Genomic DNA, 12,719 nt, shown 5'->3' on the forward strand with positions numbered 1-12,719 from the left:
CTTCGCTGCCCCGACCGCAAGGGCGAGCCTCCTCCTCGACGCTGGCGCTTTGTTGCGGCCCTCCGCTGCGCGCCTAACGGTGCTCACTTCCGGGTGCGGCAGGGCCTGGCGCTTCGCTGGTCGGTTCCCACGAGGCGCACAACGCGCTGGTGGAGAAGAACCGATGAAGCGCACCCAAGACCTGAAGGCTCAATACCAACTTCAGATGGACGAGGAGGGCATCTTGCTCGCCGCCGCGACCATCCTGGAACAGCGCCTTCAACGCCAAGGCCGCATCCACAGCCCCGACCAAGCCGGCGACTACCTGGTTGCCCGCTGCGCTCACCTGACGCACGAAGTCTTCGGTGTCGTCTTCCTGGACAACCAGCACCACATCATTTCTACCGAGCACTTGTTCACCGGCACCGTCGACGGCTGCGAAGTCCATAGCCGGGTCGTCGCCAAGCGTGCCCTTGAGCTCAACGCGGTGGCTGTCATCCTCTTTCACAATCACCCGAGCGGGAATCCGGAGCCCAGCCAAGCCGACCGCCAAGTCACTGAGCGCCTGCAGCAAGCGCTGGGCCTCCTGGACATCCGAGTGCTGGACCACTTGGTCATCGGTGGCCAGAAGAGCGTCAGCCTCGCGGCAAGGGGGTGGGCATAGCCCGCCCCCTTCACCGGCCCGGTCTGCCGACGCTAGACTGCCGAGGCAGATCCACATCCATGGAGCAGGAATGAAGGCGTTCCGCGTGCGAGGAATTGTGTGGGAGACCGGCGGCAAATGTCCTGACTTGCCCGCTGAAGCCACGGTCGAATGCGAGAGCAAAGAGGACATCGCCGGTGCACTCAGCGATGCCTATGGATGGCTGGTGAGTGACTTTACTGTCGTAGGCAGATCCAGTAGCGGTCGCGGGCCAAGCGCGTAATTCGGCCCTAGAGATGCGAGCCACCCTGCTTGTTAGACTAACGGCACTACTTGGACCCCAATGACCATGCAAGCTGCTTCTCCTCGCCTGCGAAGCTCGGATGGAACTGCGGAACTTTGATCGCTTGCTCCAAATTTGGTTTGCGAAAAGCCTCCACGATTGACAAATCAGCACCCGTCTTTAGCATTGCCTTACTGAAAAAGAGCAAAACTGTGACATGAGCGAGGGTAAGGACGGAAACTTTTATAGCCCTCTGCGCTACCCAGGTGGCAAAGGTCGAATGGGGCCTTGGCTCGCAAGGCTGATGCGTGAAAATGGCTTGGAAGGAGGGTGCTATGTCGAGCCCTATGCAGGTGGGGCTGGGGCTGCCCTTTATTTGCTTCTGCGAGGGCATGCTAAGCGAATTGTGATCAATGACGCAGACCCAGCTATTCATGCTTTCTGGGAGACATTAGTTGCTCGTCCTGACGAGTTGATACGTCTTATTTGGGCGCATGCTCCAACGATGGAGACCCGTGGTTGGTCCCAACAGGTGCTGCGAGACATAGCAAATCACACACCTGCTGAGGTCGGTTTCGCTGCTTTCTTCTTGAACCGAACCAGTCGGTCGGGAATTCTAAATGGGGGCGTTATTGGAGGGAAAGAGCAAGCCGGCCCCTACAAGCTGGACGCACGCTACAACCGTGAGAGATTGGTCGCGCGCATTGAAGCAGTTGCAGCTTACTCTGACCGTATTCAAGTGCATGGCCTTGATGCGCTAAAGCTATTCTCGAAAATTAGGAGCAAGCTTCCTAAAAAAACGCTTATTTACATGGACCCGCCTTATTACGTTAAAGGGTCTCAGCTTTACCGGAATTGCTATGGGCATGGTGACCATGCTTTGGTCGCACACGCAGCCAAGCGGCTAGAGCAACCTCTTGTGATTACTTACGACGACACTTCTGAGATTCGTAAGATTTATAAGGGGATGAAGTCGACACTTTTCTCGCTTACATACTCAACACATCTGGCCCGTCCATTGGCGAGCGAGGTGCTTTTCTATAACAATCTCACTCTTCCCATGCCCCCTACGCTTACGCGTCGCATGGCCCTAAGTGAATGCGCTTAAGAAGGAAATAGGCATGAACGGACTTCTTACTCAAGTTTTGTCGAACACTCCGCTGTCACGGCTGATAGGCAAGCCCAGCCAGTCTTTCGTCGGCTACGTCTATCGTATGTCTTACGACGAGTGTCTGATTCAGACAAACGACAAATTCAAGCATGAAGTCAACGGTTTGCCTCACAATTCCTTTCTCGTTGCCGCTGGATTCGATCCAGAGAAATTTTCAGAGTCTTTTGAGGTTGACCGAGAGGTGGTGTTGTTGCGGGTGCTCGGTCCATCGCCGCTGCCTCAGGACGGAGATATGGTTCGAACACGCATCGAGCACCACCAGCGTCGGTTGGAAAACGAGCGTTATCCAGGCGATAAAAATGATGGTCTCGACCCCATGACAGCCAACGAGTTGCAATGGGGTGGCATGCGCTGTCGGGTGCTTGGAACCTTCTACACCGGTCCTGATGGACAACTACGCCTGGGAAGTGATTTAGAAAACTTCATGAGCTTGTCAAGGATGCGCGCTTACAAGCCGCGCGCCGAGGCCTTGGAAATGATCGTCAATCACATGAATCCGGAAGTCAAAGCCAAGGCACAGGAAGAGGCTAAGAAATCAGGGTTTGAAGAAGCGCCCCGGCCGATTGACATTGGCCAAGTTCGTTACACCTCAACCGATCGGTTGCATAGAGGTAAAGACGAGGTGCGTGTCCCGGTGCGTATCCAGCCCGCAGACTTCTTGGCGCGGCGAACAGCAGTGTTGGGAATGACCAGAACCGGTAAGTCCAATACTGTGAAAACGACTGTTTCTGCTGTCGCGTTGGCCGCCTTGAAATCGAATATTTATGTTGGTCAGTTGATCTTCGATGTCAATGGTGAATACGCAAATGCTAACCACCAGGACGATGGGAGCTCTATCGCAGCGGTTTTTGGCCAGGAGCGCGTGGTGCGTTACCGAGCCATGACTACCCAGGGCTTCGAGGATCTCCGGACCAACTTCTACCAGGAGCCCGCGCAGGCAATTGGTTTGATTCAATCGCTCTTTCGAGCGACTCCCTCGTCCTACTCTGGCCAAGATTTGGAAGCTTTTATGGGCACATCTTTGGAAGAGCCAAGCACACAGGACAAAGGAGATCATGTGCGGTGGGAGAGGCACGTCGCGGTCTTTCAATGCATTCTCTCAAAAGCGGGTTATCGCGCGCCATCTAACTTCGTCGTTAAAGTCCCGCTTAGCAGGGCCTTGGTCAAGCAGGTGACTGAGACAATCGATGGGGTTCATGTCCCGTCTTCCGAGAAATCTTCTCTTGAAGATGCTTGTGTATGGTTTGAGGCCATACGTTTGGCTAATCGAACCCTTAAAGAACGGCAAAAGGAAGGTAGTAAACCCACGATTGGTTTGGAGTCCTCGACCAAGGGAAAGTCCTGGGTAGATCCAACATTAGAGGCTCTTTTAAACATGCTTGCGCGTGAGAACACGCGCGGCCAACCATTCGGAGGATACAGGGCTGTTCAGGCGTATACCCCATACCACTCTGAACGCCGAAGCGCCGACGTAACCGTGGAAATCATTGCCCATCTGTCAAAGGGTAAGATTGTTATACTTGATTTGTCGGTTGGGCCGGTTGAAATTCGCGAAGTTTTATCTGAACGTATCGCGCGTCAGCTCTTTGAACGTCAGATGGGCGAACTCAATCAGGGGAAGGTGCCGCAAAATGTTGTGCTGTATGTCGAGGAAGCTCACAACTTGATCGGGAAGAAGTCCGAGCTCACTGCTACCTGGCCGCGCATTGCCAAGGAGGGTGCGAAAGCAAAGATCGCATTTGTCTATGCAACTCAAGAACCATCGTCTGTCCATCCGAACATTCTGGCGAATACAGAGAACTGGTTCGTTACGCACCTAAACAACGATGACGAGCTGCGAACGCTCGGGAAATTTTACGACTTCGGTGATTTTCTGCCGTCGTTGAAGTCTGCTCAAGATGTAGGCTTTGCCCGGATTAAAACTCTCTCAGCGCCCTTTGTGATTCCTACGCAAATCAATCGCTTTACGCCTGAGCAGGTTCGCGAAGAAATGCAGCAGCTCGGTGTGGATGCTGGTCAGCTTGGACTCGGAGTTGTTTGACGATGCCCTACCCAGGTGAACGAGCAGGTAAAGGCGGGCATGCGGACTTTGTTCGCAACCCTGACGTGGCCACATTTTTGGAAAGCTGCGCTTACCTTCGACAACCTTCCGAACAGGAAGCAGCAAAAATTGGGGCTTTATTTACCACGGCTCCCAGTAGTCCGGAGCCATTGCTACCACGAATGGTCATCGCCTCAGATGCCAGCAAGAGTGACACGCCGATAAGTGAGCGGTTGCCCAGCACGCAGATTGGATTTTTAAAGGTTAGCCACGTTCTTGTGAATATGGAGAAGTATGCTGCTCTGGTCCCTGCCGGTGGGCGCTTCGTTGACCCTTTTCGAGCTGCTGAGATCCACAGGGAGGCACACCCGGTTACCTTTACAATGCCAGGAAGCAATGTTCGTTATAAGGGGAGCAAGGGTGTGAAAGACGGCTTCCGGCATGCACTTTTCGATCACCTGCAGAGGGTGGGGAGTGAAAGTCACCGTGGTCAGACCCTACTGAAAACTTTGCGTGACCTAGAAGTGGGCCACATTAGTTTATCTAAGTGTCCAAGTTGTCAGGAAGAGATTTCTTTAGTATTTGATGGCGCTGCCAACGAGCTTGCCTGTCCGGTTTGCGCGGCTCCGATCTATGTTAGTGATTCTCTCCGCTTGCATGAGGGAATTAGCGATTTCGGTGACAACAGTTCAGCGATGACCCGCATGATGAATGCAGTCGAGCATCTGATGCTCGCTTCTTTCGTCAAGCAAGTCCAGATCGAAGACATTTCTCGTCTTTCTGATCTTTCTTTTGTGGTGGACGGGCCTCTAGCAATATTCGGTGAGCCTGCAAAACTTTCTCAGCGCCTCCAACGTTTGATATACCAAGTCAACGAAGAGCTTGCGTGTCGAAATCTTCGGCCTATGCTTGTCTTGGGCCTTCAGAAGACTGGGGGTTTGATGGATCATGCAAAGTTGATTGAAGCTCATATTAGGCCTGGGTCCTTACGAGTGGTTGACGATGAGTATCGTAATCAATACATCACTGGTGCCGAATCACCGTCTGATAACTTCGGCAACGAGACTTACTATGGCCAAGACTTTTTATTTCGCACTGAAAGTGGACGGATTTTCAATTTCGCAATACCCTATCCGTTTCAAGACAAGACCTATGCCAAGGGAGGCTTAGGGTTTTCCAAGGCTAAAGTCGAGTCGGCTCGTTATGGGACCATGATCCAGCAGGCGTGCGACCTCATTAGGCATTTCGAGATGGATTTGTATGAAAGTGCGATCGTTCCCGTTGCACTGGCGCATCGTCACGCCTCGATTAGCCTAACGCCTGGAGGAAAGGTTTTGGATCTGATGGTTCGAGCGGGATTGAAATAGCTAGCATTTGATGATGGGTAGAGCAATTCTAAGTGGCTTCGCTAGCGCGGGGTTTTCTGTCAGCAGGCATATTGGTTCAATGAGGGCTTGAGGGTAAGCTTTTCAGCCAGCCGAGAGACAGTGGAATGTTGCATATGGAATCGACAAACGCCGGTCAGCCCAAGCCTGGGGAGTTTTTCATGCTTGAGGCGGGCAAGATAAACGGGCCGACCAACGGCGTGGTCTTCGAAAATCTAGACCGGCTGCTTTCGCCACCTCGGTTGATTCTGCTCCCCGAAGGCGGCGGCTTCCCACCACTTCGCGAGACCCCGCGCTTGGTCTACAACCCCAGCAAGGGCCCGCCACCTTTGGACCTGGAACCTGGTTTCAGCGGCTACTGGCTGGTGTCTGAGCGGCTCCAGCAAGTCATGGCAACTATTGATCCCCGCGCGTTTGCGTTCGCAGAAGTGGACTACCGCCTGGCCGACGGCAGCGCTGGGCCGCGACATTTCCTTTGCGACGTGGTCCAACAAATCGACGCATTGGATGAAGTGGCCTCACAACTCTTTGTTGACACCACAGAGCCGTTCGTTAACGGCAAGTTCTACGACCTGACGGGTGGGGCCAGCGTTACCTTCGACCGCCAGCGGTTGGGCGACGCTAACGTGTTCAAGACCCCTTACACCGGTGCAGTCTTCTGCGATCGGGTATTCAAGGACGCAGTGACGGCGGCTGGAATGGCGACCGATACTGACGCCGACGGCCTTTGGCTGATCGACGCTTCGGATATCTAGTCGCGCAAGCCCGACGGTTTAGGAAGGAGCCAGACCCATGTCTCGCAGCAGGCCTGTTTTCCAAGACCACCACGCCATCGAGCAACAAACGCTGGATCGAAGCCCCTTGCTCAAAGCGTTGTCGGACGCAGGGCATTTCGATATTCACGCGCCGGAAAACCGACTCTTCCTGCCATCGGAACCCGCGTTTGCGCAGACCCTGGGCATCACTCCGCATAGCGGGGGGCCCATCGCTGACTACCAAGTCGGGCTACGGCAGAGGTTGTGGCGCTTGGAGCAGACCCCAGACGGAGTGGGAGCGCTGGCGGGCGATGCGGATGCTCTGGAGCGCATCGCTGAGCGTGTGGAAACGCTGCGCGATACCGTCCGTGTGGGCCTCATTCGAGGCGACCTGCACACCAACGCTCCATTGGGGTTGAAGCCTGACGACATCCGTCCAGGCGTCCAGAACTTCTTTCGCAACGAAGTCGCTTATGGGCAGGCCCATGTCGTGCAACTTCAGAGTCTGAAGGGCTATGCGGCGGTGGATAACGGCTGGGCGGCGGTGACGCATACCGAAGCCCGTGTGGCGAGCACGCTCCAGCATATCCAGAGTGTGCCCAACCCTTTGACCCGCGGTGGTGCGGTCGAACTCCAGCGTCATGGTTTGTCTCAGGCTATTTCAAACGCTTACCACGGCGGACGCTTGACCATATCGCCGGGGGGCGTGGCCCTGGTTGAGAACACCTTGGGCGAGGAAGCCGCCAGACCTTTGCGAGTTCTTCGCGGTCAAACTGGCGCCGCTTCCATTGAACTACTGTTGGGCAACGCTTCGGCGAGCACCTTGGTGCGTTCGGGCGGTTTGTTGGCGACCGGCGCAGACGCCGTGATGACAGCTCGCCGATCTGCCGAGTTGCTGGAACAAGGCAATGCCACGGCTGCGCAGTCCGAGGTCACCCATGCTTTGGCGCGCAATGTCGGCGGCTGGGCCGGTGGCGCGTCCACCGCCGCCGCGATTGGTGGCAGCGGCTTCGTGCCTGCTGCCCTAGTGGTGGGCGATGCGCTGTTGATGAGCAAGGCCTTCGACAAAGGCGCCGAGGTGCTGGACAACCGCGCCATCTACCACCAAACGGACAAGGCTGGCGTGGAGTGGCAGTTCAATGGTCGCAACTGGCAGCGCGAAGCTTCCATCGACCGCACCCAGGATGGCATCAATAACCCAGTCGAGCAGCCGGTGAACGCGAGTTATGCCAAGTCCCAGGAGCTTGGCGCGCTGGCCAACGCCAAGGCCGTGGAGTTGGCGTTGGGCAAAGCTCCTCCACCGCAGGACCCGTTCAACCTCCCTGCACGGGCCAGCGACCAGTTTGGACTAGACAACCAGAACTGGCATCGCAATCCCGAGAGCCAGGCATGGGAGCGGCAGGTCAAAACTGCCGTGTCCGGTGCGAACGACCGGGGCAGCTACGAACACCAATCCGCCTCCCCGGAACGCGCGCAGCAACTCAACCAAGAAGCCCTGGGCCGTATCGAACACAACATCGCCACCGGGCGCGAAGCCATCGCCGCCGCCTACCTGGAGAACCACGCCGTCCAGCGAGCCCAGGCCTATGGAGTGGAAGTGCCGGCGGCGGTCGAAGCAGCCCAAGCCAAGTCAGGCGCGGTGCTGGGCTCAGATGCGCAGATCTACCTGCGCAACGAGATGGGCCAGTGGGCCGGCAAGAGCGGGATAGCCAGCGGCAACTTGGCGATGGAACTGGAACTGACCGACCAGATGCGGCAGCCCTCGTTGGAACGCTCCCAGGAAGCCTTGGCGGCGATCCAAGCACTTCCCGCGCCCACAGTGGCGCAGATGGAGCACAACGAGTTGCTGCACCGTTACCGGGCCGCAGGCGTTGATTTGAACGTCAACCCGCAGACCCAGCAGGCCGTGGAGCTGGCGGCGCAGCGGACCAGGGACGCCAACGGCATCACCGGGGCGACCATGCAGCAGTTGCAGCGCAACGAGGCCGGGCAATACGGCTATGACAGCCCCATCGCCCACCTGCAGCAAGGGCCCAATGGCACCGCACGCGTGGTGGCCGTCACCAGCAGCGATGACATTCGGCAGGCGCTGAGTGAGACGCAAGGCAATCGGCGAGAATCGCCGACCTTTGGGCACGTGCTTGAGGGAACGGCAGACGCGGATACCTCGACCTCCGAGTCGTCAAATCCGCAGCAAGTGCTGGATATCCAGGCACGCATGCAGGCTTCCGTCGCGGCGCAGGCGCGACAAGAGCGCGAACAGCAAGATCGCCTCGCGCAAGAGCAACACGCCGCGCAGGTGCGCGAGCACCTCCAGCAGACACAGCCTGCGCACGAAGACAGGTCACAAAGCGAACAAGCGGTCCAGGCGCACGCAGTGCTGGAAGGTCAACGCCAAGCCGAGCAGCAGCGTGAGCTAGAAGAGCGCCAGGTGCAGGAGCGCCAAGCGCAAACCAGCCAGCAACGCGAGCTGCAGGAGCGTGAGGAGAGGGACGTCCAGCAACGGCAGGCGCAGGAACGCCAGGCTGACAATCAGCAGCGGGAGCAACAAGACCGGCAGGCTCAAGAAACCAGGCAGGTTGAGGCCCAGGAAGGTCAGGCTCGGCAAGCGCAGCAACAAGAGCAACGACAAGAAGCCTCGCAGCAACCGGACGCTCAGCTGCACGCTCCAGATGCGGCGCTGGATCAACAAATGCCGCAGCCCGAGTTGCAGCAGGCATATGCCCACCAGCAGCTAGATGCGCATAACCAACAGGCAGGCGAACGCGCGGCTGACACTACGCCCGACCCACAGACGCAGCCGCATCAAGCAAGAGAAGCGGGACGCGCGCTGGAAATGCAGGCAGTGGAAAGCCGAGATGCCTCGCGCCTGCCGATTCCTGCACCCGAGGGCCAGGAATCCGGCAACCCACCTTTGCAAAGCGCGCAGGCCGATGCGGTGACCCTGGCGCTGTATCACCAGGTGCAAACGCAGCAGGCGGAGATGGAGCAAGCGCCGATCCGCCAGCAAGACGCGGCACGTGAGCAAGAGACAGAGCCGGTTCGCGTCATGGCCCCAACAACGCCTGCGACAGCAGCCCCATTGATGGCACCACAGGCCAGGGCGCTTTCAACTCCTGAGCAAGAGACCAAGGCAGAGCAGCCCCGTCCCTCAGACACCTTGATCGCTGCTCATGGTGCGCCGTTGCTGCCACCTCAACACCTCGCGCAAGCACACGAGCAGTCCCCAGAAGCCAGTGCCGTGAGTCGCTCCTCCGTCGGGGCAGCAGACGCAGAAAACCAACGCACTCAATCGACCCCAGCGCAGGACCGCAGCGCAGCAGACCCGGGCGGTGCTCTATTCCTGGAAGAGACCATGCGCTCGCTGCGCCAGCTGCAACAGGAGATTGAGCGGGCTGATCGAGAAGACGAACGCTTCCACCAGGAATGGCGGGAGTATCGTGAGCGCGGAGAACCTTATCCCTTCGCTCAAAAGAGGGCGCTAGACCAGGAGGGTGGCAGCATCGATGCATTCAGTGCGCACCAACCAAGTGGCCGCTCGCCCAGTGAAGCTGCTGAGCGAACCGATGTCTTCCCGCCTCAGGCTCAGCGCTTCGCCGGTCCAGGTGTAAGGGATGCGCCAGACGATTCTTCGCAGGTGGCGCGGAAATCCATCACGGGCGACCCGGACGTTGACGAAGTGCTCTACGCGCTCGACAGCAAGAACGAGCTGGCGATCGAGCAGGCATTGAATCGGGTGGCCAACAGCGCAGCGACGCAGGCGCTCATCAAAAGAGGCAACGAGTTCCTGGAAGCGCAGGCCCAGCAGGAGGCCCAGGAGCTCGCCGCCACACGCCAAGCGCTGGGGATGGATGTCTCAGCGGAAATCAACACCAGCCGCGGGCCGGTCATGGTGATGACGCTGCCGGAGTTTGCCAAGGGACCGATGCAGAGCGGTCCCCAAGGGGACGGCGGTGGAGGTGGAGACGGCGGTGGTGGAGGAGGGGGCGGTGGTGGTGGTGGCGGTGGTTAGTCAAAATCACCTCCATGATTAGTCGAGCTTAGGAGACCTCATGGACAGGCAAGACGCGGCCGCAATGGCGGAAATGATGGCCACGTTGAATGCATCGAACGCCTCGTTGCAGGAGACGGTCAAAGTGCTGACGACGCTGGTTGCATCCATGCAGCAGCGCGAACAACGGCTGCGCGAGGTGATCGCCGAACAACTCCAGGTGCTCCAGAACGCGGCCAGCAGCGCCGATGCCAAGGTCACTCGGGTATTGGACAACGCACTGCCGAGGCTGACGCAGCTGACCAATCAAGCGTTGACGCAGACGCTGGAACCGGCCGCCAAGCGGTTCAACAAAGAGATGGCCCACGCGGACGAGACGTTGCAGCAAGCCACTCGACGTTACGCGCAGGCCCAGCAGTCCTTGGAAACACGGATCACGCGGCGCATGGGCATCGCATCCGCCACGATGCTGGTGGCGGGCGTGTTGGGCCTAGGGGCGGTGGCTTACTCGGTGGGCATCATCAACGAAAAGCGAACCGAACTCGCACAGCTTCGAGCGTCCATCGATTACCTGGACCGCGTGTCGCGTGCGGACGTGGCCCCCTGTGGCGAAGGCCGGCTTTGTGCCACCCTAGAGAAGAATGGACCGCGTTACGGCAACCAGAGGCAATACAGAGCGATCAACCTACGCACACCATCGGCTGCGCGATGATGTCGTTGCGTGTGGGCGGAGTGCGCGATTTATGGCCCTAGCAGCGCGAAGCATGTTCCTGTGGATGGCTAGGAGTTAAAATTACGCACCGCAAGAAGTCAGGAATGAGCTACTTCTAAACAGCCGCGAGCGGTGAATCGAGCCTAGGCTTTTTGTTTGACTGCGACCTCTGCACGTTGGCTGAAGTCCTTTGACCAAGCCAACATGGCTTGCACGTCCGCCAGCAGATCGTCTGGCTCCGGAAGCCAAGTGGGTGTATCCGTCGGTTGCGAGTGCTCAAACGCGGAGTATTTAGTCATCATCCCGTCGATCAGTGCGCAGTCTGCTGGGGTGATCGTGCTCAGTCGCTGTAGCTTGTTGAGCGTATTGAGTCGCCCCTGAAAAACCCCCTTCAAGCACCAAAGGTCAGCGGCGACCGGTGCGCCAGGCTCAAGGATGCCCCTGCCATCGCCTGCAACCAGGCACGCAAAAAGGCGATCCAGCGCATCAGCCAGCGCAGGTTGTAGCCGGCGGCGCAGCCGAGCACGTGCAGTGCATCGCCTTGGGCACCCTTTAGATAACAGCGATTCAAGCGGCAGTCCTGTTTCAGATGTCCAATCACCGGCTCCACCGCTTGCCGGCGTTTGATCCAGCTCCATTGCCGTCGTGTCAGCGTCTTGGCCTTGCCGCGATGCAGGATCTGCACGCCATCTACCTCACGTCCGCGATACCCCAGGTCCACGATCGCTACCTGCGGGGTTACATTCACATCCTGCAGCAACCCACGCGTCTGCTCCAGCTGCTCGGCCAACGTATCGCCGTCGTAAGGATTGCCGGGAAAACTGCGCGCGCCCACGATCAAGCCTTTGCGCGCACTCACCGCAATGCCGACCTTGACGCCAAATTCGTAAGGTGTCCGTGCCTTGCCCTTGCTCATGCATTCCACTTCCGGCGCATGCAGGGCGTAGAGCTTTTGCTTGTCCTTGGGGCGTTGTGTCAACACCCGTTGTGCGCGTTCCAGCCAGACACTGATGCGCTCACGCACCAAGGGGTCCAGCTTGCGTTGCAGATCGCGTAATACGCGTCCCAGGAGCGTGCGTTGGCGTCGCAGCACCTTGTGCATGCGCTTGAACTGGCGCGCATGCGCATAGCGCCCGGCCTTGCGGCTCAAGACCGGGCCTTGCCGCGCATAGGTCTGTCGTAGTGCGATGCCGTGGCGCTTGGCCAGCAGCACCAGCTTCTTGCGCGCCACCTCCAGCAGCCGGCTGTCGGTGGGATGGGCGATCGCCTTTTCCTGCACGGTGGTGTCCACGATCACCCGCGACAACTCGCGTGCATCCACCGCCTTCATCGCATGCGCGGTGTTGATCGTGTGCGCCAATAGCTCTTCCATGCCCGCTTCGCCCAGACGCTGTCGCCAACGTGTCAGGGAACTGGGATCGCACGGCAAGCAGGTCTGGAATACCACCTCGCCGGTGAAGAACTGCCAGTACGGATTTTCCAGCCAGCGCGCGCATACGGCCTCGTCGGACAGGTCGTAGGCGTGCTTGAGGTAGAGCAGCCCGGCGATCAGACGCATCGGCAGGCCGGGCCGTCCGCCGCTGGCAGTTGTGGCCGGCAATCGTGGCGATAGCGCCTGCTCCAACACACTCCACGGCAGCCGATGGCTTAGTTGAACCAGTGGATGGCGCAGGTCGATCTGGTTTTCCAGACGCGAACGAAACAACTCATCGGCAGGTAAGTGATCGGCAGCGGGACGGCGTGTGCGCATGGGCGAAAA

9 protein-coding genes are annotated in these 12,719 nt (G+C 58.3%); 8 read left to right on the forward strand and 1 reads right to left on the reverse strand.

What is annotated here, in order from left to right:
* Positions 1-163 precede the first annotated feature (163 nt).
* From M3O59_RS05400 to M3O59_RS05435, 8 genes are all read left to right on the forward strand, one after another.
* Complete coding sequence (locus M3O59_RS05400) at positions 164-643, forward strand: JAB domain-containing protein (RefSeq protein ID WP_116906936.1); 480 nt, start codon at positions 164-166, stop codon at positions 641-643.
* Positions 644-713: 70 nt separating this feature from the next.
* Complete coding sequence (locus tag M3O59_RS05405; protein ID WP_116906937.1) at positions 714-905, forward strand: hypothetical protein; 192 nt, start codon at positions 714-716, stop codon at positions 903-905.
* A 217-nt stretch (positions 906-1,122) separates the two neighbouring features.
* Positions 1,123-2,013 (forward strand): DNA adenine methylase, encoded by an 891-nt coding sequence (locus tag M3O59_RS05410; RefSeq protein WP_116906938.1) that lies wholly within the window; start codon positions 1,123-1,125, stop codon positions 2,011-2,013.
* A 13-nt stretch (positions 2,014-2,026) separates the two neighbouring features.
* On the forward strand, positions 2,027-4,117 hold the full coding sequence (locus M3O59_RS05415; protein WP_116906939.1) for an ATP-binding protein: 2,091 nt from the start codon (positions 2,027-2,029) through the stop codon (positions 4,115-4,117).
* 2 nt (positions 4,118-4,119) lie between these two features.
* Positions 4,120-5,484, forward strand: coding sequence for a DNA double-strand break repair nuclease NurA (locus tag M3O59_RS05420; protein WP_116906940.1), 1,365 nt, complete (start codon positions 4,120-4,122; stop codon positions 5,482-5,484).
* 134 nt (positions 5,485-5,618) lie between these two features.
* Positions 5,619-6,257 (forward strand): DUF1629 domain-containing protein, encoded by a 639-nt coding sequence (locus M3O59_RS05425; protein ID WP_116906942.1) that lies wholly within the window; start codon positions 5,619-5,621, stop codon positions 6,255-6,257.
* A gap of 37 nt (positions 6,258-6,294) precedes the next feature.
* Entirely contained in the window at positions 6,295-10,269 is a 3,975-nt protein-coding gene (locus M3O59_RS05430; RefSeq protein ID WP_249047162.1) for a hypothetical protein, read from the forward strand.
* Positions 10,270-10,309: 40 nt separating this feature from the next.
* Positions 10,310-10,960 (forward strand): hypothetical protein, encoded by a 651-nt coding sequence (locus tag M3O59_RS05435; protein WP_116907063.1) that lies wholly within the window; start codon positions 10,310-10,312, stop codon positions 10,958-10,960.
* Positions 10,961-11,351: 391 nt separating this feature from the next.
* On the opposite strand, the gene M3O59_RS05440 is transcribed toward M3O59_RS05435, so the two are convergent.
* The gene (locus tag M3O59_RS05440) at positions 11,352-12,710 is read right to left on the reverse strand and encodes an IS5 family transposase (protein ID WP_330462196.1); all 1,359 of its coding nucleotides are present in this window, start codon (positions 12,708-12,710) and stop codon (positions 11,352-11,354) included.
* Positions 12,711-12,719: the final 9 nt, after the last annotated feature.

Source organism: Xanthomonas nasturtii, from assembly GCF_023337365.3.
In the GTDB taxonomy this organism is placed as follows: Bacteria; Pseudomonadota; Gammaproteobacteria; order Xanthomonadales; family Xanthomonadaceae; genus Xanthomonas; species Xanthomonas nasturtii.

Excerpts from the sequence above, each read along its gene's own strand:
- M3O59_RS05400 (WP_116906936.1), top strand. The coding sequence starts at position 164 with ATGAAGCGCACCCAAGACCTGAAGGCTCAATACCAACTTCAGATGGAC.
- M3O59_RS05405 (WP_116906937.1), top strand. The coding sequence starts at position 714 with ATGAAGGCGTTCCGCGTGCGAGGAATTGTGTGGGAGACCGGCGGCAAA.
- M3O59_RS05410 (WP_116906938.1), top strand. The coding sequence starts at position 1,123 with ATGAGCGAGGGTAAGGACGGAAACTTTTATAGCCCTCTGCGCTACCCA.
- M3O59_RS05415 (WP_116906939.1), top strand. The coding sequence starts at position 2,027 with ATGAACGGACTTCTTACTCAAGTTTTGTCGAACACTCCGCTGTCACGG.
- M3O59_RS05420 (WP_116906940.1), top strand. The coding sequence starts at position 4,120 with ATGCCCTACCCAGGTGAACGAGCAGGTAAAGGCGGGCATGCGGACTTT.
- M3O59_RS05425 (WP_116906942.1), top strand. The coding sequence starts at position 5,619 with ATGGAATCGACAAACGCCGGTCAGCCCAAGCCTGGGGAGTTTTTCATG.
- M3O59_RS05430 (WP_249047162.1), top strand. The coding sequence starts at position 6,295 with ATGTCTCGCAGCAGGCCTGTTTTCCAAGACCACCACGCCATCGAGCAA.
- M3O59_RS05435 (WP_116907063.1), top strand. The coding sequence starts at position 10,310 with ATGGACAGGCAAGACGCGGCCGCAATGGCGGAAATGATGGCCACGTTG.
- M3O59_RS05440 (WP_330462196.1), bottom strand. The coding sequence starts at position 12,710 with ATGCGCACACGCCGTCCCGCTGCCGATCACTTACCTGCCGATGAGTTG.